Below are 22,999 nucleotides of genomic sequence, written 5' to 3'. Positions count from 1 at the left end.
CTATAATGGAACTCATGAGACAGTATCGTATTTTGGTGGTTGATGACGACCAGAGCATTATGAAGCTGGTGAAAAACGTCCTAGAGCTCGATGCTTATGATGTAACGACGCTTGATCGGATAGAAGAGCTAGAGCTGACGCATTTTGTCGGATATGACTTGATTCTACTGGATGTGATGATGGAGCCTGTTAATGGTTTTGAGCTGTGTTCCTACATTCGTCCTCATCTTTCGTGTCCAATCATCTTTCTGACGGCCAAGGAGTTGGAGGCGGACAAGGTGGAAGGGCTCTTTCGCGGAGCAGATGACTATGTTGTCAAGCCTTTTGGAACCAAAGAATTGCTGGCGCGTGTCAGAGCTCATCTTCGGCGGGAGGAAAGACGGGAGGAGCGATATTCTGAGATTGCTTCTTGTCAATTTTATCCAGAGCGCTATGAAGTTGCCTGTTTTGGTAAAGTCTTGAAATTTTCAGAGCGAGAGTTTAAGTTGCTGCATTTACTAGCTAGCAATCCCAAGCAGACCTTTTCAGCTGAACGCCTGCATACCTTGCTTTACCCAGAAAGTTCAGAGACACAGCTTCGCTCCATCTCAGAATACGTGTATCAGATTCGTCAAAAATGCAAACAAGAAGGGCTGCAAGCAATCGCAACAGTGAGAGGAGTAGGCTATAGATGGCAATTAGAATCCGAAATTTCAAAAGCCTAGTCTGGACAACCAGTTTAAAAATCGTCTTTTTTCATGTTTTGATTTTTGTGCTTATAGGTTATGAATTTACACAAGGCAGCGATTATGCCCTTTTCACCTTGTTCTTCTGGGCAGGAAGCTTGCTGCTGATTACTTTTTATCATATTTTGAAATTGCTCCGAAAAATCGACAGGGAAATAAAAATGCTAAAGAGCGAGAAGCTTTTAGAAGAAAATCAAAGCAAGCTTTTTCGGATTGAGGAAATGCTAGAAGTCTATAGGGATTTACGGAGCAGCCACCAAGAAAATGCTCGTCTTCTAGAAAAAGAGCAGCAGCATAATCAGGAGTTGATTTTACAGCTATCAGCGACATCGCACGATTTGAAGACGCCCCTAACTGTAATTAAAGGGAACGCTGAGCTCTTGGAATTGGCGCAGTTGGGCCATCCACAGGCAGACTATGCTGCTGAGATTTTGCAGGCTAGTCACAAGATGGAAGAGTATTGTGGATCTTTGATTGATTACGCTAAGACTTTTCAGATTGATGCTAATCAGTTCAGTCAGCTTTCCTTAGGGGACTTTTTGGCTGATCTCCAGGACGATTGGGCACTGTTCAGCAAACAGGAAAGCTATCGTTTTTATCTCCAAGAAGATTGTGATCTTAGTCTGATTCTGTTGATCCATTTGGACTATCTCAAACGGGCTTTGCTCAATATTTTACTGAATGCACTTGAACATGCTAATCAGGACCAAAAGGAAGTGAAGCTGATGGTAACAGTCCAGCAGGACCAGTTGGTTTTTGCTATCTGGAACAACGGGCCTGTATTTTCAGAGGAGATGCTACTGGGAGCGGAACAGCTCTTTTACCAGAGTGACCAAAGCCGCAATTCAGCTAATCCCCATCATGGTATCGGCTTAGCCTTTTCTAAGCAGGTCGCTCTCTTGCACGGTGGTCGTCTGACCCTGCTCAATCCAGACCGAGGAGGAGCCTGTGTCGAGTTGACTGTGGCTTTAAAAAGCAAATAACAAAGGAAATCAAGCAAGATGATGAAAGAGAGTGGGACAGAAATCGGTAATTCGTTAGAATTCGATTTCGTCGTCCCACCTCCGCACAGTTGAGTAGGGCTGTAAAAGCTGATGAAATCAGCGTAATAGAGCCCACTCAACCACTGCGTCTTGCTCGACGATCCAAAGACAATTGAGAGGCTAGGACTTTTGTCCCAGCCCTTTTTTCGCTTTCTTCTTGACAAAATATGTAAAGGAGACTATACTATGTTTGAAAAGTAAAGCTTGTTTTACATTACGAAAAGGAGGCGGCCTTGGAAAATCGAATTCAAGAATTACGAAAAAGAAAAAAGCTCAGCCAGGAGGAGCTGGCTGAGAAGCTAGAAGTTACGAGACAAACGATTATTTCTTTGGAAAAAGGCCGCTACAATGCCTCGTTGCTTTTAGCTCATAAAATTGCATCCTTTTTCAATTTAAGGATTGAAGAAGTGTTTCTCTTTGAGGAGGATGAAGCATGAAATGGACTTATTTATGTAAATGGATATTGGCTATTTTGGTGGTGGTTGGCTTGTCTTACCTCCATTTGCAAGCTGATTTTATCCCTAAGGAAATCCTGCCTTTTGTGGGAATATTCCTGATTGTGGTGATGTTGAAAATTTTTCAAGCGTATGAAAAATAGGAGGCTGACATGGAAATAGTAACTAAACAAGAATTTCGGAAAAAACTACAAAAGAAAGTGATCATCGGTCGCATCCTAATCCTAGCCCTCTGGCTGGGACTTGGATGGAGCTACATTCATTCTCTGGATGATTTACAGGAAGGCATCATGGTGGGTCTGCTTCTAGGGATTTCTTTGATGGTTCTGCGTTATAACCTTGCCTTGAAACGAGAGGAAGCTTTTAATAGACTCTACATTCAGGTGACGGATGAGCGCAATCGGATGATTGACGAAAAGACTCGCACCCTGCTGTTTGATATCCTTTTGCTGCTGGCAGCAGGGCTGAGCCTTCTGTCTATGATTTTTCCTATCATTTTAAATCTCAATCAGTTTCTGACTTGGACCATTATCCTGGTTTTGGGACTTTACTATCTCTTGCGTTTTCTCCTATCTAAGCGTTATTAAGAAAAAAAGCTGGCAGAGCCAGCTTTCTCAACAAGCTTTTAACAGAGCTTGTTTTTATTTTCTATAAAGTCGATCATACTGATGAACAGGATCCATGGTTACATGGATGCCGAGTTTGCGTAGGACATTTTTGTCTTCATCTGTCAGCATTACGGTTGAATGAGCTTCGCTGCCCTTGAGATTTCCAAGCTCTTGCATGGCTTGTGCAGCGTCTTGATTTTCCATGGCTGTGATCGCCAGAGCCATTAAGATTTCATTTGAGTGGAGGCGCGGATTACGGCTGCCCAAATGATTGATTTTCAGGCCTTGGATTGGTTTAACGTACTCGGGTTCAATCAGCTTGGTTTCTTTGGCAATGTTGGCTAATTTTTTAATGGCATTAATCAATACAGCTGCCGTAGGGCCAAAGAGCTCAGAGGTCTTACCGGTTACGATTTCGCTATTTGGCAATTCCAGAGCTAGGGCTGGTTCGCCAGTGCTTTCAGCCTTGGCACGCGCAGCAACGGTTACTTTACGATCCAGCGGTGTGATGCCCAAGTCGTTCATCAAGAGTTCGATTTTCTTGATAGCAGATTCTGAAACGCGCTCTGCCTTGAAGTCTAGAATCGTCTGGTAGTAGCGGCGGATGATTTCTTGCTGGGAAGCCTCGATAGCTGCATCATTATCTACAATGGCAAATCCGACCATGTTGACGCCCATGTCTGTTGGAGAAGCATAAGGTGATTTGCCTAGGATGCGTTCCAGCATACGCTTGAGGACTGGGAAAATTTCGATATCACGGTTGTAGTTGACAGTGGTTTCGCCATAGGTTTGCAGGTGGAAAGGGTCAATCATGTTGACATCGTCTAGGTCTGCCGTCGCTGCCTCATAAGCTAAATTGACCGGATGGTGCAGGGGCAGATTCCAAACTGGGAAGGTCTCAAACTTGGCATAGCCTGACTTGATGCCATTGATTTGGTCGTGGTACATATTGGACAAGCAAGTAGCTAACTTACCAGAACCAGGACCAGGCGCGGTCACTACGACCAGATTTCGACTGGTCTTGATGTAGTCGTTTTTCCCCATTCCCTCAGGTGAGATGATATGGTCCATATCAGTAGGATAGCCCTTGATTGGATAGTGGATATAGGAGTCAATTCCATTCTTTTCTAGCTGAGCGCGGAAGAGATCAGCTGCTGGCTGGCCAGAATACTGGGTAATGACCACTGAGCCTACATAAATATCCAGCTCATTAAAGGTATCAATTAGGCGCAGCACTTCTTGGTCATAGGAAATGCCCAAGTCCCCACGTGCTTTAGAGTGCTCAATATTATTGGCATTGATGGCAATGACAATCTCCACTTGGTCCTTGAGCTCTTTGAGCAGTCTGATTTTATTGTCCGGCTCATATCCTGGTAGGACGCGGGCAGCATGGAAGTCTTCCAGCATTTTTCCGCCGAATTCCATGTACAATTTGCCTTCAAATTGATTAATGCGCTCCAAGATATGGTCGCGCTGCAGGTTTAAGTATTTTTCTGAATCAAAAGCAATTTTTTTCATGTATAGTTTCACCTCTGCTAAGCATTATAACAAAATTTTCTTCAAATTGGAAAATTAAAAGAGATTATATTAGATAAAATAGATAGCAGCCCGAATGAAGAACGGGCTGCTTCTCGAAATTAGTAGTTGGTAATCGTGTCCACGGTTGAGCGATCCAGCTTTTTGACCAGCGCTTGTAGGAAGGCTTGGGCTTGTAGGAAATCGTCCATGGCATAGAGAGTTTGGTGGGAATGAATGTAGCGGGCGCAGACACCGATTGTGGTAGATGGTACGCCACCGCTTTGGAGATGGGCAGCGCCAGCATCGGTTCCCCCTTTTCCGCAGTAGTATTGATATTTGATGCCAGCTTCTTCAGCAGTTGTCAAGAGGAAGTCCTTCATGGCTGGCAGCATGAGATGACCAGGGTCAAAGAAACGAATCAACGTTCCGTCGCCGATGGCTCCTTGACCGCCGTAGATGTCACCAGCTGGGGAGCAGTCCACAGCTAGGAAGACCTCAGGGGCAAATTTTGTCGTTGAAGCATGGGCACCACGCAGGCCAACTTCTTCTTGAACATTGGCGCCGACATAGAGTTGGCTGTCTAGTGGTTGACCAGACAAGGCTTGAGCCAATTCGCTGACCATAAGGACGCCGTAGCGGTTGTCCCAGGCTTTAGAGATGACATTTTTACCGTTAGCTGTGAGAATGGCAGAACTGTCTGGAACGATTGTGTCTCCTGGACGGATGCCGTAGCTTTCAGCTTCTGCCTTATCTGCAAAGCCGCCGTCAAAGACAATGTCCGCAACCTGTGGCATAACTGGTCCGCCAGAACCACGTGTCAGATGAGGAGGGACAGAGCCTGAGATGACAGGGATTTCTCGGCCTTCGCGGGTAAAGAGTTTGAAGCGTTGGCTGCTCACGACCAGCGGATTCCAGCCACCGATTTCTACTACACGGAAAGTTCCGTCGGGCTTGATCTCGCTGACCATGAAGCCAACCTCGTCCATGTGAGCCGCAACCAGAATTCGGGGAGCATTTTCAGCTTGAGAATGCCGAACCCCGAAGATGCCGCCTAAACCGTCGGTAACAACCTCATCAACGTGAGGAGTGATTTTTTCTCGCAGATAGCTGCGGACGGGTGCCTCGTGACCGGAGATTGCTGAGAGCTCAGTCACTTCCTTGATTTTTGAAAATAAATCGGACATAAGTTTACCTTCTTTCTGATTCTATTTTATCACTTTTTTAGAGGGAAGAACAGGATGAACTAAAAGAAGCTGAGAAATCTGTAATATTGTTTGTCGCCTCTGCGCTTTTGTGTTAAAATATTCTACATGAAAGCTAAAAAAATCATTTTAACGACAACCGCTCTTTTGGGAGCGGGAGCCGTGGCCTTTGGAGCTGCCAAGCTTGTGCAGGAGCAGAAAAGACTGCGTAATAGAGAAGAAATTGTTCAGGTCGTGCGGGAATTTTTTGCCAGCCGAGGACCGATTGCAACGGTCTATGTAACACTTTATGAATCAAGCGACAGCCGTACAGTTGGAGGGGTTGTCCTAGAAGACGACCGCCATTTCACCTTCGTCTATGAAAATGGTCAGTTGACCTACGAGGAAGAGTGATGATTCGGCCGCAAAGTATGGAAGAGCTAGCTTCTTATGTGGATCATAAGGGGAAGACTGTCTTCTTTTTTACAGCAGATTGGTGCGGAGACTGTCGCTTCATCAAGCCTTTTCTGCCAGAGATAGAAGCTGAAAACTCTGACTTTACCTTTGTCGAGGTGGATCGGGATCGGTGTATGGCTGTGGCCCAAAAATGGGATGTTTACGGAATTCCTAGTCTGATTGTCGTGGAAGATGGCCGAGAGATTGGTCGCTATGTCAATCGCGACCGCAAGACCAAGAGTCAAATCAATGATTTTTTAGCGAGTTTATAAGAAGTTTTAAAAGTATTTTTGGAGGAAGAAATGATTTTTACATATAACAAAGAGCATATTGGAGATGTTCTGATGGTCATCGCTGCCGATGATCAGGGAGCTAAGTTGGCTGCTGAGCGCAAGGGAAATGTTGCGCGTGTTTACCGCGAAGATAATGGACAGACAGTGGCTTGGAACATTTTTGAACTGTCAGACCTTTTTGAAATTGCAGAGCGCGGACAAGTTCAGCTGACGGATGAGCAAGTTGCGATTCTCAATCAAGAATTGACCAAAGAAGGCTTCCAAGCTGAGCTGGTTAACGACCGTGATCCTAAGTTTGTTGTGGGGGAAATCCTTGAGATGGTAGCCCACCCTGACAGTGACCACCTGAATATCTGCCAAGTGCAGGTGGCAGCTGATCAGATGGTTCAAATCGTGGCTGGCGCTCCGAATGCTCGTGTTGGTCTCAAGACGATCGTGGCTTTGCCTGGTGCTATGATGCCGAAGGGCAATCTCATCTTTCCAGGAGAACTCCGTGGCGAAAAGAGTTTTGGTATGATGTGCAGCCCACGGGAGCTCCAGTTGCCAAATGCGCCGCAAAAACGTGGGGTTATTGAATTATCAGAAGACCAAGTTGTCGGAACTCCATTTGACCCAGCCAAACACTGGACTGCCTAGGAAATTGTCAGTATTTGATAGACCAGATAGAGGGGGATAAGATGGCAAAAAATGTAGTGATTACAGGAGCGACATCTGGAATCGGTGAAGCCATTGCGCGAGCTTATCTGGAGCAGGGGGAGAATGTCGTTCTAACAGGGCGACGGACAGACAGACTGGAGGCCCTCAAATCAGAGTTTGCAGTAACCTATCCAAATCAAACAGTTTGGACTTTTCCACTGGATGTCACGGATATGGCTATGGTCAAGACTGTCTGCTCCGATATTTTGGAAACGATAAGGCAGATTGATATTTTGGTCAATAACGCTGGACTAGCTCTTGGCTTGGCTCCCTATCAAGACTATGAAGAATTGGATATGCTTACCATGTTGGATACCAATGTCAAAGGTTTGATGGCAGTCACTCGCTGTTTCTTGCCTTCTATGGTAGTAGCCAATCAAGGTCATATTATCAACATGGGATCAACCGCAGGAATCTATGCCTATGCAGGTGCAGCTGTCTATTCAGCCACCAAGGCAGCAGTTAAGACTTTTTCAGATGGACTGCGAATTGATATCATCGCAACGGACATCAAGGTGACAACTATTCAGCCTGGAATTGTCGAAACAGATTTTTCTAGAGTACGTTTCCACGGTGATAAAGAGAGGGCGGCGACGGTCTATCAGGGAATTGAGGCCTTGCAAGCTCAGGATATCGCAGACACGGTTGTTTATGTGACCAGTCAGCCCCGTCGTGTTCAGATTACAGATATGACCATTATGGCCAATCAACAGGCGACAGGTTTCATGGTTCATAAAAAGTAAAAAATTTCTGAGAAAAGTTACAAATTTCTGTAACTTTTTTTTGATTCCCTGCGAATAGATAAGTAGGAGGAAGAAAATATGTATAATAAAGTCATCATCATTGGCCGGTTGACGGCTACACCAGAGCTACACAAGACAGCAAATGACAAGTCGGTCGCGCGTGCGACAGTGGCGGTGAATCGCCGTTACAAGAGCCAAAATGGAGAGCGTGAAGCGGATTTTATCAACCTTGTTGTCTGGGGGCGTTTGGCTGAGACCTTGGCAAGTTACGCTAGCAAGGGGAGTTTGATTTCTCTGGATGGAGAATTGCGGAGTCGCCGCTATGAAAAGGATGGAACCACTCATTATGTGACAGAAGTTCTTTGCAGTGGTTTTCAGCTTTTAGAAAGCCGAGCCCAGAGAGCGCTCCGTGAGAATAATACTGGAGCAGATCTAGCAGATTTGGTACTGGAAGAAGAGGAACTTCCTTTTTAAAAGTGATTTTTCTGGTCTCGAGTGTTCATGATAAAAGAGAAGAAAGTTAGGAAAGTGTTCCTAACTTTTTTGGTTAAAGGGTAGGTGGAAAAATAGACAACTGACGCAAGTCATTTGCTTCATCAGGCCTGAAAAAGTATTTTTATAAAGGAATTTTTATTGTTTTCCTATCTTAAATTTGGTATAATAAAGGTGAGTCCAGAGGCAGGCTAGAAAGGAAAAAATCGGAAACGAAATAGCCGCTGATGGTCGCTTTGCACATTGCAGTTTGAAATAAGGAGAGGAGGTTTATCATGTCTTTGTCTACCTTATTTGAAGTATCAATAGCTATTTTGGGTGTGGCCTCTGCTGGTTACCTCATCTATGCCTATTATGAGTTTCTAAAAGATATAGCTCATATGGAGAAAGTACATCATTTTCATCACGGAGGTTGAGACAAAAATGTCTCGGCCTCGCTTTTTATTAGAAAGAGATCCTTGAGGTTGCAGCTGCTTGCTCAATAGCCATGGATTATCGAGCAACCTCGTGGGGCTGGAACTGTTTATAACTCTAGGAAAGTTTTTAAACCTTAGCTCGGAAACAAGGTTGACAAGCTAAAACTTTGAAAACGTAGTTCTATTCTGCCACCTTACTTTTATTCTAGTCCTCTTGGTTTTCATATTGATTTAAAAATGTTAAAATAGTAGGCAAGAAAGCGGAGAGAATGCATGCCAAAAGAAGAAAATTTAACGGGGAATCAGGTTGTAGCCCTAACAAAAAAATATTTAGCTGCAGAGGATGTAGCTTTTGTTCAAAAAGCACTGATTTATGCGATGGAATGCCATAGCGGGCAAACTCGTAAGTCGGGAGAGCCCTATATCGTCCATCCGATTCAAGTGGCGGGAATTTTAGCCAAGCTCAAGCTGGATGCTGTTTCAGTAGCCTGTGGTTTTTTGCATGATGTCGTAGAGGATACGGCGGCGACCTTGGATGATCTGGAGCGGGAATTCGGCCATGATGTGCGCGTGATTGTGGATGGTGTAACCAAGCTTGGGAAAGTCAAATACAAGTCTCACGAAGAACAGTTGGCGGAAAATCATCGCAAGATGCTCATGGCCATGTCTGAAGACCTTCGAGTGATCTTGGTCAAGCTGGCTGACCGCCTGCATAATATGCGTACTCTGAATCATTTACGGCCAGACAAGCAGGAGCGAATCTCGCAGGAAACGATGGAAATCTATGCTCCTCTGGCCCATCGTTTGGGGATTTCCAGTGTCAAATGGGAATTGGAAGACTTATCTTTCCGCTATCTCAATCCGACGGAGTTTTATAAAATCTCCCACATGATGAAGGAGAAGCGTCGAGAGCGGGAAGCTCTGGTAGAGGAAGTTGTCCACAAGATTGAAACCTACGCGGGAGAGCGCAATCTACATGGGAAGATTTACGGCCGTCCCAAGCATATTTACTCCATCTACCGCAAAATGCAGGACAAGAAGAAGCGGTTTGATGAGATCTATGATCTGATTGCCATTCGCTGCATTTTGAGCACTCACAGTGATGTCTATGCCATGCTGGGCTACATCCATGAGCTTTGGAAACCCATGCCGGGGCGTTTCAAGGATTATATTGCCAACCGCAAGGCCAATGGCTACCAGTCCATCCATACGACCGTTTATGGACCTAAAGGTCCGATTGAGTTCCAGATTCGAACCAAGGAAATGCACGAAGTGGCAGAATACGGGGTCGCTGCTCACTGGGCCTATAAAAAAGGAATGAAGGGTCAGGTTGATAGCAAGGAATCTGCCATCGGGATGAATTGGATCAAGGAATTGATGGAATTGCAGAATCAGTCTGGTGATGCAAAGGAATTTGTTGATTCGGTTAAGGAAAGCTACCTAGCTGAGGAAATCTATGTCTTCACACCGGATGGAGCAGTGCGTTCTTTGCCTAAGGACTCAGGCCCCATTGATTTTGCCTATGAGATCCATACTAAGGTTGGGGAGAAGGCGACAGGAGCTAAGGTCAATGGCCGCATGGTGCCGCTCAATACTAAGCTGAAGACTGGGGATCAGGTGGAAATCATCACCAATGCCAATTCCTTTGGGCCGAGTCGTGACTGGCTTAATCTTGTCAAGACCAGCAAGGCTAGAAATAAAATCCGTCAGTTCTTTAAAAATCAAGACAAGGAGCTGTCTATTTCTAAAGGGCGAGAGCTCTTGCAGGCTCAATTTCAGGAGAATGGTTATGTAGCCAATAAGTACATGGACAAGAAGCACATGGAAGATGTGCTCCAAAAGACCAGCTATAAGACTGAAGAAGCGCTTTTTGCGGCAATTGGTTTCGGTGAGATCGGTGCCATTAGTATTTTCAATCGTTTGACAGAAAAAGAGCGCCGTGAGGAAGAGCGGGCCAAGGCCAAAGCAGAGGCAGAGGAATTGGTCAAGGGTGGTGAAGTCAAGGTCGAGAACAAAAAAGACACCCTTAAGGTTAAGCACGAAGGCGGTGTGGTCATTCAGGGGGCGTCTGGTCTCCTCATTCGGATTGCCAAGTGCTGTAATCCTGTGCCTGGTGACGATATTGTTGGTTACATTACCAAAGGACGCGGCGTAGCCATCCATCGGCAAGACTGTATGAATCTCAAGGCTCAGGAAAATTATGAACAGCGCTTGCTTGATGTGGAATGGGAAGAAAATAATTCGACTAAAGAGTACACGGCTCACATTGACATTTATGGTCTCAATCGGTCTGGCCTCCTTAACGATGTGTTGCAGGTGCTGTCTAATACCACCAAAAACATCTCAACGGTTAATGCCCAGCCAACTAAGGATATGAAATTTGCTAATATCCATGTCTCTTTTGGCATTGCCAACCTGTCCATGCTGACGACGGTGGTGGATAAGATTAAGAGTGTACCAGAGGTGTATTCGGTTAAACGAACCAATGGCTAAGTGCGATCCTGTCAGAGTAGATAGTAGTCAGAAATAAAGGAAAAGATATGAAAATTGTCATTCAGCGTGTCAAACGTGCTCAGGTTAGTATTGACCAGCAGCTGCATAGCAGCATTGAACAAGGTCTCCTGCTCTTGGTAGGTGTCGGGCCTGATGATAGTCAGGAAGATATGGACTACGCGGTCAGGAAGATTGTCAATATGCGGATTTTTTCCGATGCGGAAGATAAGATGAATCTTTCTGTTCAAGATATTGGAGGGGAGATTCTTTCCATTTCCCAATTTACGCTCCATGCAGATACCAAAAAGGGAAATCGGCCAGCCTTTACAGGTGCAGCCAAGCCGGACATGGCTAGTCCCTTTTATGACAAGTTTAACCAGCTGTTAGCTGAGCAAGTGCCAGTCAAGACGGGCGTGTTCGGAGCAGATATGCAGGTGGAATTGGTAAATGATGGCCCAGTGACTATTTTGCTAGACACTAAAAATCGGTGAAGGAATTGTGTTTTCTTAACTCTAGTGGTTCGAGGTAAAGCTTTTGCAGGCTTTTTGTCAACTATGGTGAGGCCGGATTATCTACTATCTGGAGAGGACCAGCTGGGTTCTCTCCTTTTTGTTATGGAGAGCGACGTGAATTCCAGTTTTAAAATTGATAAAGCTTCAAGGAAAAAAAACGTTTGCTTGATGTCCTCGATGGAGTTGTTGCTTGCTTCAATTTTGAATTGGAATGTAGGAATTTTCTCTCCCTGTCGACAGCTGAAAGAAAAGTATTTTATCAGGCTAAGGGATTGCAATTTTGAGTAAAATTCAGTAAAATTTTTATTAGTTTATTATATGAAGAAAAGGGAATTTTATGAAAAAAAGAGTCACTGGTGACATATACCAGCGCTATTCTTTTAGAAAGCTGTCTGTAGGTCTAGTTTCCGCTACTATCGGAAGCTTCTTTTTGTGTACGACAATGGGAGGAGCTGTCAACTCTGTCGAGGCAGCGGAAGTATCTGCCAATCAGTCTACCGTCGTTCAGTACCACTATGTGGTGGAGAGCGATCTGACTGAGGCTGAAAAAGCTGCTATTGTGAAGGAACTACCCAAATTTGCGGAAGAAAATTCGGACGCTTATTATTTGGTTTACCGTCCGACAAGTCAGGAAAGCTTGTCAGGGAAGCTCCCTAAGACAGGCGAGTCAGGCCTTTTGGGAGCAGCTTTTGCAGCTACAGGACTGGCCTTAGTTGTTTTAGTGCTGGCACGAGGGAAACATGGCAAGAGATACCTGTCTTCTATTTTGCTTGTGACAGGCTTGGGTTCTGTGCTTCTGCCAGCTTCTGTTTTGGCAGTCAGCAGTATGGATCTAGCTGCTTATAATCAAAGTCTGACTTTGACCGTTGGCGATCAGTTGCCAGAACCTTTGAAAATTGCTGGCTACCAGTATATTGGTTACCTTAAAAAAGAAGCGCAACATCAACTGCCTCAAACTGGAAATTCTCAGCTTCCAGCTCTGCAAAAGGAAGCCTCAGCTAGTCAGCCTGATCAACAGTTGAAAGACCTAGCAAGTAGCCCTAAAAATACTGAAGCTCCGAAAGAGCCCCTGCTAGCTGAAGGAGCCTATCTTTCCGAGAAGGAGAGGGAGGAGATTGCTGCTAAAGAAGGGCAGTTTGCTCGTCAAACGCCAGTTCATGAGCGACCAGAACTGCAATTTACAAGTCAAGCAAGGACCCAGACCCAAGAAATCCCCTATAAAACAGAGTATCAGTATTCAGATGACTTAGCCGAAGGACAATCTCGAGTGATCCGCGCGGGCATTCCAGGAACTCGCAAGATCGTAACACGCCATTATAGTGTTGAGGGAAAAATCGTAGAGAGCAAGCAGATTTCTGATCAAGTAACCACTGAGCCTGTTTCAGAAGTTGTTTTAGTCGGGACTGCAGCAAATAAGGCTGTACCTAAAGAAGCTCCAATACATAAAGTTCCTGAGCTCACTGATTATGGCACCGTTCCCGATACTGCTCCCGTGCACGAGAAACCCGAGTTGTCTGGATATGGTACAGTTCCGGATAGCGCTCCCGTGCACGAGAAACCCGAGTTAACTGGCTATGGCACCGTTCCTGATAATGCTCCTGTGCATGAGGTCCCTGAGTTAACTGATTATGGTACAGTTCCCGCCAGTGCCCCCGTGCACGAGAAGCCTGAGTTAGCTGATTATGACACCGTTCCAGATACAGCCCCTGTACACGAAGTTCCCGAGTTAACTGTCTATGGCACCGTTCCCGACACTGCTCCCGTGCACGAGAAACCAGAATTAACTGATTATGGTACAGTTCCCGCTAGTGCCCCTGTGCACGAAGTTACCGAGTTAACTGATTATGGTATAGTTCCCGCTAGCGCTCCCGTACAAGAGAAACCGGAGTTAACTAGCTATGGCACGGTTCTAGATACCGCTCCTGTGCACGAGGTTCCTGAGTTGACTGGTTATGGTACGGTTCCAGATAGCGCTCCCGTGCACGAGGTTCCTGAGTTGCCTAATTATGGCACGGTTCCCGCTAGTGCCCCCGTGCACGAGGTTCCCGAGTTAACTGGTTATGGCACGGTTCCCGCTAGCGCTCCCGTGCACGAGAAGCCTGAGTTAACTGATTATGGTACAGTCCCTGCTACCGCTCCCGTGCACGAAGTTCCCGAGTTAACTGACTATGGTACAGCACCTGCTAGCGCTCCCGTGCACGAAGTTCCAGAGTTGCCTGGATATGGCACCGTTCCCGCTAGCGCTCCCGTGCACGAGGTTCCCGAGTTAACTGATTATGGTACGGTTCCAGATACCGCTCCCGTGCATGAGAAGTCTGAGTTAACTAGCTATGGCGTTGTTCCAGCTAGCGCTCCCGTGCACGAGCAACCCGAGTTGCCTGGTTATGGAAAAGTCCCAGATACTGCTCCCGTGCACGAGCAACCCGAGTTGCCTGGCTATGGCACGGTTCCGGATAGCGCTCCTGTACACGAAGTTCCAGAGCTCACTAATTATGGCGCCGTTCCTGCTAATGCTCCTGTGCACGAGAAACCTGAGTTAACTGACTATGGCACCGTTCCAGATAGTGCTCTTGTGCACGAGAAGCCTGAGTTAACTAGCTATGGCGTTGTTCCAGATAGCGCTCCCGTGCACGAAGTTCCTGAGTTAACTGATTATGGTACAGTTCCCGCTAGTGCCCCCGTGCACGAAGTCCCTGAGTTAACTGGCTATGGCACAGTCCCCGATACCGCTCCTGTGCACGAGGTTCCCGAGCTTACTAGTTATGGCACAGTCCCGGATACTGCTCCAGTCCATGAACTTCCTGAGTTAGAGTTGGTTGCAAAGGATGAAACTCGTGTGGAGAAGATTGCTTTTAACATCGAGGAACAATATACTGATGAGTTACCTCAGGACGCTCGTCAAATCGTCACTCCAGGTGTTCAGGGTGAACGTACGATCAAGACTCGTATCTATAGTTCCAACGGACAAGAGATTGCCCGTCAAGAGCTGTCCAACGAGGAAACTCTAGCTCCAGTCACACAAGTTGTCAAAATTGGCACGGCCAAGCCACATATGGTACCGAGTATTGCGCCGCAAGAGCCCGCTTTACCAGCATATCCACTTACTTATAAGGATGAAACGCGAGTAGAGAAAATCGACTTCACCACTCGAGAGGAAGAGACGGATGAGCTTGTCCAAGGTGCCCGCCAAATCGCTATTCTAGGTGTGCAGGGCGAACGTACCATCAAGACTAGAGTTTATACCTCCAACGGCCAAGAACTTGCCCGTCAAGAGTTGTCTAACGAGGAAACTTTAGCCCCTGTCACGCAGGTTGTCAAAGTCGGCACCGCTAAGCCACATATGGTACCGAGCACCGCTCCGCAAGAGCCCGCTTTACCAGAGTATCCACTTACTTATAAGGATGAAACGCGAGTAGAGAAAATCGATTTCACTACGCGAGAGGAAGAGACGGATGAGCTTGTCCAAGGTGCCCGCCACATCGTCACTCCAGGTGTTCAGGGTGAACGTACGATCAAGACTCGTATCTATACTTCCAACGGACAAGAGATTGCCCGTCAAGAGCTGTCCAATGAGGAAACTTTAGCTCCAGTCATGCAGGTTGTCAAAGTCGGCACAGCCAAGCCACATATGATACCGAGCACTGCGCCGCAAGAGCCCGCTTTACCAGAGTACCCACTGACCTATAAGGATGAAACGCGAGTAGAGAAAATCGATTTCACCACACGTGAAGAAGAGACGGATGAGCTTGTACAAGGTGCCCGCCAAATCGTCACTCCAGGAGTGCAAGGCGAACGGACCATCAAGACTCGTATCTATACTTCCAACGGTCAGGAAATTGACCGTCAAGAGTTGTCCAATGAGGAAACGCGGGCAGCAGTTGCTCAGCTTGTCAAAGTCGGCACAATAAAACCGCACATGGTACCAAGTGATGCCCCGCAAGTGGAAGACTTGAAAGAGTTCGATTTGATTTCGCTTCACAATCTACTGACAGAAGCAGAGAAAATCAAGGCTCAGGCTCGTTACTTCAACGATAGTCAAAGTCGCCAAGCAGCTTATGATACTGCTTTGGCGGCAGGTCATACGCTTCTCAATCAGTCACAAGCCAGCCAAGCGGAAGTCAATCAGCTGGTGGATCAAATCAATCAAGCCAAGGCTCAGTTACAGGGTCTTGAAGTGGACAAAATACGCTTGCGGAATGAACATGATTTGGGCAGAACTGTACAGACGACCGTCCAATACAAGAATGCTGATGCAGATAAGAAAGCAGCTTATACGAACGAATTGACCAAGGCAGAAGGAGTTCTGAATAATCAAACCGCCACACAAGTGCAGGTCAATCAAGCTTTTGCCAGCCTGACAGCAAGCAAGACAGCTCTAAATGGTGTGCCTAAGGTCAAGCCGACAGTTTCGATCTTAAGTCTGACAGAAAATCCAGAGGACAAGTCGGTCACGGTTCAATACAGCTTGGAAGACAAGACAAAATCCTTGCGCTCAGCGACAGCTGAATTGTACAAGGGAGATCAGCTTGTTCGCTCGCTTCCGATTGCCAATGTGGCAGGAAGTCTGAAGATTGACGATTTAGACTACTATACAGGCTATACTTTGAAAACCAAGCTGACTTATGAGCTTGATGCTGGCAGCCTGACTGACCTTGAAAAAGATAGCCGCAACTTTGAGTTGCAATACAAGAAGATTTCCTTCCGTGATATTGATTCGGCAGAGTTTTACAGAAAAGAAAAGGACCAGTTCAAGCGTGTCGTTTCCATGAGCGCTATACCTACGGACCTGTCTACCTACTTTGTCAAAGTCAAATCAAGTGAATCTAAGGACATGCTCCTGCCGGTTCACAGCATGGCAGAAGGCCAGAAGGATGGCAAGGCTGTCTACAAGGTAAGGGTCTCTCTGCCTGAACTGGTACAAGAGGGCGAAACAGGCTACAAGTCTGGCTATGACTTCTATATCAGCAGGGCAGTGCCTAGTCAGCAAAATGTCTACACAAGCTTTGCTGGTTTGGTAGACGCCATGAAGAAAAATATGGCCGGTAACTTTGTTCTAGGAGCCGATTTGGATGCCAGTGAGGTCAGTCTGGCACCTGCGGATTATGTCTATCTCCGAGGTAACTTCACAGGCAGTCTGACAGGTAACAACAATGGCAAGCAGTATGCGATTTATAATCTAGCCAAACCTTTGTTTGAAAACCTCAAGAGCGGTTCCTCTATTTCTAATCTGGACCTGAAAGAGGTCAATATTGTCGGGACCTATGACTCTGCTGCCTTGGCTCGTAGTGCAGATAATGCGCAAATCACGGATGTTTCTGTCCAAGGTAGAGTGTCGGTAGTGGGCAATGCGTCCCAGGTGGCTGGTTTGGTCGTTGTTGCAAGCAATAGCCAAATCACCAACAGCTCCTTTACTGGAACTATCCAGACCAATGACAAGCAGTACAAGGCTTATAATGTCGGCGGTTTGATTGCTAACCTCAAGGGAGGAAATTCCTTGCTGAGTCAGAGCAGGGCGGATGTGACCATTCTGGCGGGAGCTCGAACAAACGAACAGCGCTTCGGCGGTCTGGTCGGTCGCTTGGAAGACAATGCCCGCATCAGCCGTTCTTATGTGACTGGAAAGATCCAAAATTCTACGAAGAACGGTCAAATCGGGGGAGTGGTTGGTTCCAATTATTTCAATGGCTTGATTGACAATGTTATCAGCAATGTCAGCGGTACAAATGTTTACAGCATTTCTGGCGACCAAGATTACAAGAATGATCGCATAAAAGAAGCCTATGCCATTGAAGGAAACGAAACTTTAGGAAATGATCAGTTTGTCACGTCTACTCTGACTTTGGACGAGGCTGAAGAGAAGCTGGCTAGCCTAGACATTACAACCACGCTAGAGGACAGCAATCTCAATCTCCATACTGTTGACTACAGCAAGGAAAAGAATGCTCGAGAAGACCGTCTGATAGCCTATGCCAATATGGAAAAACTCCTGCCATTCTATAATAAGGAAACCATCGTTGCCTACGGCAATAAACTTCCAGATCATCACAAGCTTACTAGAGAGTATTTGCTGGATGTGGTTCCGATGAAGGGTGACCAGATGATCACTGATATAAATAGCAACAAGACTGTGATTAACCGCCTGATGCTGCACTTTGAGGATAAGACGGTTGACTATCTAAATCTGACCTATAAGGGAGACTTCAAACATCAAGCTATCGCAGAGTATGCTGTGAATGGTTTAGACCTCCTTTATACTCCAGAAGCCTTCCTATCAGACTATAGCAGAATTCTCAATCAAGTGCTGCCAGAGTTGAACAAGGTTGTCCTTGACTCACCAGCCATGCGAACTGTTTTAGGCGTGAATGCGGATGCTTCTCTGGATGAGCTCTATCTGGATACAGCCTTTGAGCAAGTCAAGACCAAGTTGGCAGAAGAGTTACGCAAGGTTCTGGCTATGGACAAGTCCATCAATACTGAAGGCGATGTTGTAGCGGACTATGTGGCTCAGAAGATTACAGCCAATAAGGAAGCCTTCCTGCTGGGTCTGACCTATCTCAACCGTTGGTATAATATCAACTATGACAAGACCAATGTCAAGGATTTGTCGGCCTATAAGTTTGACTTCTTTGGGAATCATAATGCTTCAACGCTAGACACCATCATTGCACTCGGTCAGTCTGGTTTTGAAAATCTCAAGGCCAAGAACAACCATCTGGCCTATGATACCTCGCTCTCTGAAGCTACTGGCAAGCGCGGCCTCTTTAACTATCTGGAAAGCTATCGCCAGCTCTTCCTGCCAGACAAGACCAATAACGAATGGCTCAAGACCAATACAAAAGCCTACATCGTTGAGGCTGAGTCGGATGTGGCAGAAGCCAGACAGCTTCAGGATGCAGCCGAGGGCAAGAGCAAGTATTCTGTCGGCGTTTACGACAAGATTACTGCGGATAATTGGGAACACAAGGGTATGCTCCTGCCACTCTTGACCATGACTGAGAAGGGTGTCTATGTCATCTCCAATATGTCCACCGTCTCCATGGGAGCTTATGATCGCTACCGCCTTGATGCCAATAACAGGGTGCGAACAGATGCAGAATTGGTTGAGTATGTCGAAGACCGAGTTAGAAAGTCAGCTGAATGGCAGCGTGACCACTATGATTTCTGGTATAAGATCCTAAGCCCTGAAAGCAAGGACAAGCTCTTCCGTTCTGTTCTGGTTTACGATGGATTCTCATTGGTTGACAAGGATGGTAAAAGATATTGGGCTCCAGCTAATGACAAGAAATCACTAGCTATGCAGGAATTCTTTGGACCAGCCGGCAAGTGGTATCCAAGCAAGGGATACAATGCCTATGCTACGGGAAGTGTCACCCACTTTGATGCTGCTCGCTTGTTAGAAGACTATGGGAACTCCGTCTACACCCATGAGATGACCCATAATTCCGATGGTTCTATCTACTTTGAAGGTTATGGTCGCCGCGAAGGACTGGGTGCTGAGCTCTATGCGCGTGGTCTCTTGCAGTCTACACCAAGTCCAAATGAACCTACTATTACCCTCAATACCCTCTTCAAGACAGACAAGGACTCTAAGACACGGATGCATACCTATAACTTTAAGGAACGTGTCCAAAATGCGGCAGATTTGCAGCACTATGTTCATGGCATGTTTGACATGATTTACACGTTGGATTACCTAGAGGGGACATCGATGGTCAAGCAGAGCGATGCAGCCAAGCTCCAGTGGTTCAGAAAGATGGAAAATTACTATATCACTGATAAATATGGCAAGCAGACCCATGCTGGTAACCAGACGCGCACTTTCACTGCTGAGGAAATCAAGCAGCTAACCAGCTTTGAATCTCTGATTGACAATGATGTCATCACCCGTCGGGAGAATAAGGATAGCGGACAGTATCCACGCAATGGCTATCTCAGTCTCAGCCTCTTCTCGCCAATCTACTCAGCCTTGAGCAATCCAAATGGGGCGCCGGGTGACGTCATGTTCCGTCGCACAGCCTATGAATTGCTGGCAGCCAAGGGCTACCATGAAGGATTCGTCCCTTATGTTTCAGGGAAATTCTCCGAAGAGGCTGCTGCAGAAGGCAAGACGACCTGGGATGGCTGGCTCAGGAGAGACGTTGGTCTGGTAACAGATCAGAAGGTCTTGGAAAATGTATTCAAGGGAGAATATGCTTCATGGGTGGCCTTCAAGAAGGCCATGTACCAAGAGCGGATTGACCAGCTAACCAAGCTCAAACCAATCACCATTGAGTACGAACTCAGAAATCCAAACAGTACCAAGCAAGTAACCATTCGCTCGTATGCAGAGATGCAGAAGCTGATGGATGAAGCAGTCGCAGAGGATGTGCGCAACATTACCAATGCGACAAATCGTGTTGAAGCTAGCTGGGTCAACCTGCTCAAGAAGAAGATTTACAACGCCTATCTTCGTGAGACAGACGACTTCAGACAGTCAATCTTTAACAAATAAGCCTTAGGTTGCTTGTCGAAAATAGCAAAAAGCTCATGAACCAGCTGAAAAACTGGTTTCATGAGCTTTTTATTTGTTGAAATTCTAGATGGCTGCTTCAATCAATTGTTTAAGATTGTCTAGAAGGCTATCCAAGGCTAGGACGGCTTCCTGCTGATGGTCTGGCTGGTAGAGATGTTGGAAGTAGTCTTGGATATTGGCTTCAAAATCCTGAGGCAGGCGGGAGCAATTTTCTTTGGCATACTGGAGCATGCGCTTTTCGCCTGGATGGAGCTGCTCATTGAGGGCAAAGAGTGCATCAAAGTAAGAGGCGAAAAACTCGCTGCTGCGGTGATTGATGCTGAGCAGGTCTTGGCGTTTGAGAGCTTTTTTGATCTGTCTTGAAAAAGCTGGCATAGCCTGGTCGAGGAGCAGGAGCTGCTTGCTGATGATATTCTTTTTCAGCTCAGCTGGATAGGGCAGACTGTACTTGCTCTGGAGGGCAGCATAGCGGCCGTCTCGATCGTAGAGAATCTTGCTGTGGATCAGATTGTACCACATACAGGTAGTGTAAGAGTTCTGAGCTTGGTGCTCTAAAACGACGGTCTGCAGGTCTTGGTCAAAGTCGTCCATCGAGCGGTAAATCAGCTCAATCTCGATACCATTATTGAGGACGCAGTCGTCTTCCAGTTCCCAAAATTGATTGCCGATTTCCATATAGGAGCAGTACTTGCTGAGGATTTCTTGGCGGATGGCTGGCGCGAGAGGAGCGCTCAGGTAGACATAGACATCATAGTCTGAGTCTTGGTCAAAATGCTGGCCGGCCCGTGAACCTCCGAGAGCCAGAGCTTCAACTTGCTCTAGCCGAGCTAATTCTTTAAAGAGATTTTGTGGCATAATTTGTCCTTCTTAATTTTTTGACATCATTCTAGCAAAAAGTGAAAAGGTTTGCAAGGGGGTAAATGGGATCTTTTCTTTCTTTTAAAAAACGTGATGAAGTGGAAGTGTCTAGAGTATTATTTTGATCAGAAAAGTCTTGGTCTTTCTAGGCGGTTTGTGATATGATTTGATTTATACTTTTCAGTAAGGTAGATAGGATTTTTCCTAAAAACTCCATAATTCCTGCTAAAACAATTATAGAGCATATGATATCGGATACGAAAAAATAGGAGGTCAGGATGTCCCAGCCTCCTATTCTCCCTTCATCTGTTCAAAGACATAGAGAAAAAATTCTTTCGAAATTTCAAAATGTCCATAACGTAGTTGAGAAGCATATTGACGCCATTCGGGATGTGGCCGTACTTTCTCAATGGGGCAGTCTTTGACAGGTTGGTAGTAGCTGACGTCACGTCGAAAAGGGAAGAAATCTTCAAACATTTCTACTTGATAGGCTGTGTCATCTAGAATTTTGCCAACTGCTGTAAAGGCCTGCAGCTTTTCCTGACCATTCAGTTGATACTTGGGGCTGTAGTACAAAAGGTAATCTCCTTTTTTCATTCTGTTCAGTGGTGCTTTCTTTCCATGGCAGACTTGGCAAAAGCCTCCCTCTACACCTCTTAGGACGTGTTCTTTTGATACGACACCCACCCAAAATCTAGTCATTTTCTGCCTCCAGTTCCATTAAGAGTTGGTTTAATGTTTCTGTATTATTTTCTAATTTTCCAAAGAACGCCTGATCAATGCCTTCTACCAGAGGAAGGGCTTGGTTGACCTTTTGCAGCCCCGTATCCGTTAGAAGTATGATGTTGGCACGGCTGTCCTTGGGATGGACTTCCCGCATGATCAATTCTTTCTTGACCAAGAGGCGGATGATTTGGGATACGGTCATAACATCCATGTCAGAAAATCGGGCAATATCGGTTTGACTCACCCATTCTTGCTGACGCAGGAGTGCGGCAAGAGTGGTCAGAATGACAAACTGGGGATGGGTTAAATCAATGGTTTTCAGCTCATTTTTAATCAGCCCATGCCACTTGTGGTAGGTGCGGATAAAGAGCAGACCGGTTGATTTTCTATATTCATCCTTGTAGATGGAGTTAAACTGTGATGTTTCCATTAGCTTTCCCTCTGGATATTTATAAGCATACTTATTATATTCTAACATCTTATTTTTGTCAATAAAAACCCAGTTTAGACTAAAAAGCCTGAACTGGGTTCTGTTTATAGTTTTTCCACATAAATCTGCTGGGCAATCATAGGGCTAACTTGGATTGCTCGGCCGTCCACTTCTAGTTGATAGAGCTGGCTGTAGTCGTCATACTGGAGAAAATTGATTTCTTGGTCTATGTTTAGATTGTGCTTTTCCAGATAAGCCAAAAGCTCAAAGTCGTCGTGGACACGGCGGATGAGGTAGTTACCGGGCTCTTGAGCGGAGGCCAGAGTTTGATGGTATTTTTCTTTCAGCAGCTGGTGTTTGGCTGGGATTGTGCCACCATGAGGGCAGGTCTCTGGGAAATCTAGCATTTTTTCCAAGCCTGCGACAAAGCGTTCAGAAACGGTATGTTCCAGAATTTCGGCTTCCTGATGGATTTCGTCCGTGGTGTAGCCCAGCTTTTGGACCAAGAACACCTCAATCAATCGGTGCTTGCGGTAGAGGTCAGAGACCAGTTGCAGGCCTAGGTCGGTCAGCAGGTAGCCCGCTTTTTTGTCCTTGATTAGGAGTTCTTCAGCCAGCATTTTCTTCATCATCTCCGTCACGGCCGGCGGAGAAACCTGCATGTGCTGGGCGATTTCTTTATTGGTGATTTTTCCTTGGCGCGTGCCAATCTCGTAAATACATTTTAAATAGTCTTCTTTATTTGGCGTCATCTTTTGTCCTCGTTGTTTTCCTAAGACTAGTATAGCAAAAAATGCTGAAAGAATACAATTTGAGGACGAAAGTCCCTTTGCACATTGACT

20 protein-coding genes are annotated in these 22,999 nt (G+C 46.0%); 14 read left to right on the top strand and 6 right to left on the bottom strand.

All coding sequences use genetic code 11. The features are described 5' to 3' along the window. Nucleotides 1–5 precede the first annotated feature (5 nt). The 5 genes from D8790_RS06475 (at nt 6) to D8790_RS06455 (ending at nt 2,810) form a co-directional block, all read left to right on the top strand. Nucleotides 6–704, top strand: coding sequence for a response regulator transcription factor (locus D8790_RS06475; protein ID WP_125388013.1), 699 nt, complete (start codon nt 6–8; stop codon nt 702–704). Then, the gene (locus D8790_RS06470) at nt 671–1,708 is read left to right on the top strand and encodes a sensor histidine kinase (protein ID WP_125388012.1); all 1,038 of its coding nucleotides are present in this window, start codon (nt 671–673) and stop codon (nt 1,706–1,708) included. The genes D8790_RS06475 and D8790_RS06470 overlap by 34 nt, the downstream gene beginning before the upstream one ends. A gap of 293 nt (nt 1,709–2,001) precedes the next feature. Beyond that, entirely contained in the window at nt 2,002–2,205 is a 204-nt protein-coding gene (relB, locus tag D8790_RS06465) for a type II toxin-antitoxin system RelB family anti-toxin (protein ID WP_125388011.1), read from the top strand. Beyond that, the gene (locus D8790_RS06460) at nt 2,202–2,366 is read left to right on the top strand and encodes a hypothetical protein (protein WP_125388010.1); all 165 of its coding nucleotides are present in this window, start codon (nt 2,202–2,204) and stop codon (nt 2,364–2,366) included. The genes relB and D8790_RS06460 overlap by 4 nt, the downstream gene beginning before the upstream one ends. 9 nt (nt 2,367–2,375) lie before the next feature. After that, nucleotides 2,376–2,810, top strand: a complete 435-nt coding sequence (locus D8790_RS06455) for a DUF2178 domain-containing protein (protein WP_125388009.1) — start codon at nt 2,376–2,378, stop codon at nt 2,808–2,810. 54 nt (nt 2,811–2,864) lie between these two features. Here the strand turns inward: D8790_RS06455 and D8790_RS06450 are convergent, their stop codons facing one another. Beyond that, nucleotides 2,865–4,349: a DUF1846 domain-containing protein gene (locus D8790_RS06450; protein ID WP_125388008.1), complete on the bottom strand. Its 1,485-nt coding sequence runs from the start codon at nt 4,347–4,349 to the stop codon at nt 2,865–2,867. Between the two features lie 119 nt (nt 4,350–4,468). Next, entirely contained in the window at nt 4,469–5,533 is a 1,065-nt protein-coding gene (gene pepA, locus D8790_RS06445; protein WP_125388007.1) for a glutamyl aminopeptidase, read from the bottom strand. 126 nt (nt 5,534–5,659) lie between these two features. On the opposite strand from pepA, the gene D8790_RS06440 reads away from it, so the two are divergent. The 9 genes from D8790_RS06440 (at nt 5,660) to D8790_RS06405 (ending at nt 20,122) form a co-directional block, all read left to right on the top strand. Beyond that, on the top strand, nt 5,660–5,944 hold the full coding sequence (locus D8790_RS06440; RefSeq protein ID WP_125388006.1) for a DUF4651 domain-containing protein: 285 nt from the start codon (nt 5,660–5,662) through the stop codon (nt 5,942–5,944). Continuing rightward, on the top strand, nt 5,944–6,258 hold the full coding sequence (locus D8790_RS06435; RefSeq protein WP_125388005.1) for a thioredoxin family protein: 315 nt from the start codon (nt 5,944–5,946) through the stop codon (nt 6,256–6,258). The genes D8790_RS06440 and D8790_RS06435 overlap by 1 nt, the downstream gene beginning before the upstream one ends. A gap of 30 nt (nt 6,259–6,288) precedes the next feature. Beyond that, complete coding sequence (gene ytpR, locus D8790_RS06430; protein WP_125388004.1) at nt 6,289–6,915, top strand: YtpR family tRNA-binding protein; 627 nt, start codon at nt 6,289–6,291, stop codon at nt 6,913–6,915. A gap of 41 nt (nt 6,916–6,956) precedes the next feature. Then, nucleotides 6,957–7,718 carry an SDR family NAD(P)-dependent oxidoreductase gene (locus D8790_RS06425; protein ID WP_125388003.1) on the top strand — a complete coding sequence of 254 codons (762 nt, stop codon included), beginning with the start codon at nt 6,957–6,959 and terminating at the stop codon, nt 7,716–7,718. Nucleotides 7,719–7,796: 78 nt separating this feature from the next. Further along, nucleotides 7,797–8,192, top strand: coding sequence for a single-stranded DNA-binding protein (locus D8790_RS06420; RefSeq protein ID WP_015604291.1), 396 nt, complete (start codon nt 7,797–7,799; stop codon nt 8,190–8,192). Nucleotides 8,193–8,485: 293 nt separating this feature from the next. Continuing rightward, on the top strand, nt 8,486–8,626 hold the full coding sequence (locus D8790_RS10525) for a hypothetical protein (RefSeq protein ID WP_167320505.1): 141 nt from the start codon (nt 8,486–8,488) through the stop codon (nt 8,624–8,626). A gap of 273 nt (nt 8,627–8,899) precedes the next feature. Further along, on the top strand, nt 8,900–11,119 hold the full coding sequence (locus D8790_RS06415; protein ID WP_125388002.1) for a RelA/SpoT family protein: 2,220 nt from the start codon (nt 8,900–8,902) through the stop codon (nt 11,117–11,119). Nucleotides 11,120–11,166: 47 nt separating this feature from the next. Beyond that, entirely contained in the window at nt 11,167–11,610 is a 444-nt protein-coding gene (dtd, locus tag D8790_RS06410) for a D-aminoacyl-tRNA deacylase (RefSeq protein ID WP_048765439.1), read from the top strand. Between the two features lie 358 nt (nt 11,611–11,968). Beyond that, nucleotides 11,969–20,122, top strand: a complete 8,154-nt coding sequence (locus D8790_RS06405) for an SIALI-17 repeat-containing surface protein (protein ID WP_125388001.1) — start codon at nt 11,969–11,971, stop codon at nt 20,120–20,122. Between the two features lie 84 nt (nt 20,123–20,206). Here the strand turns inward: D8790_RS06405 and D8790_RS06400 are convergent, their stop codons facing one another. The 4 genes from D8790_RS06400 to D8790_RS06385 form a co-directional block, all read right to left on the bottom strand. Further along, nucleotides 20,207–20,998: a nucleotidyltransferase domain-containing protein gene (locus D8790_RS06400; RefSeq protein ID WP_125388000.1), complete on the bottom strand. Its 792-nt coding sequence runs from the start codon at nt 20,996–20,998 to the stop codon at nt 20,207–20,209. A 294-nt stretch (nt 20,999–21,292) separates the two neighbouring features. Continuing rightward, nucleotides 21,293–21,703 carry an EVE domain-containing protein gene (locus D8790_RS06395; RefSeq protein ID WP_125380240.1) on the bottom strand — a complete coding sequence of 137 codons (411 nt, stop codon included), beginning with the start codon at nt 21,701–21,703 and terminating at the stop codon, nt 21,293–21,295. Then, nucleotides 21,696–22,157 carry a MarR family winged helix-turn-helix transcriptional regulator gene (locus D8790_RS06390; RefSeq protein ID WP_125388037.1) on the bottom strand — a complete coding sequence of 154 codons (462 nt, stop codon included), beginning with the start codon at nt 22,155–22,157 and terminating at the stop codon, nt 21,696–21,698. Before D8790_RS06390 ends, D8790_RS06395 begins: the two co-directional genes overlap by 8 nt. 104 nt (nt 22,158–22,261) lie before the next feature. After that, nucleotides 22,262–22,909: a metal-dependent transcriptional regulator gene (locus D8790_RS06385; protein WP_185761921.1), complete on the bottom strand. Its 648-nt coding sequence runs from the start codon at nt 22,907–22,909 to the stop codon at nt 22,262–22,264. Nucleotides 22,910–22,999 lie beyond the last annotated feature (90 nt).

It is taken from the genome of Streptococcus cristatus (genome assembly GCF_003943535.1).
In the GTDB taxonomy this organism is placed as follows: domain Bacteria; phylum Bacillota; class Bacilli; order Lactobacillales; family Streptococcaceae; genus Streptococcus; species Streptococcus cristatus_L.
Note: the sequence above shows the minus strand (reverse complement) of the source record. Positions and strands in the feature narration are given on the sequence as shown.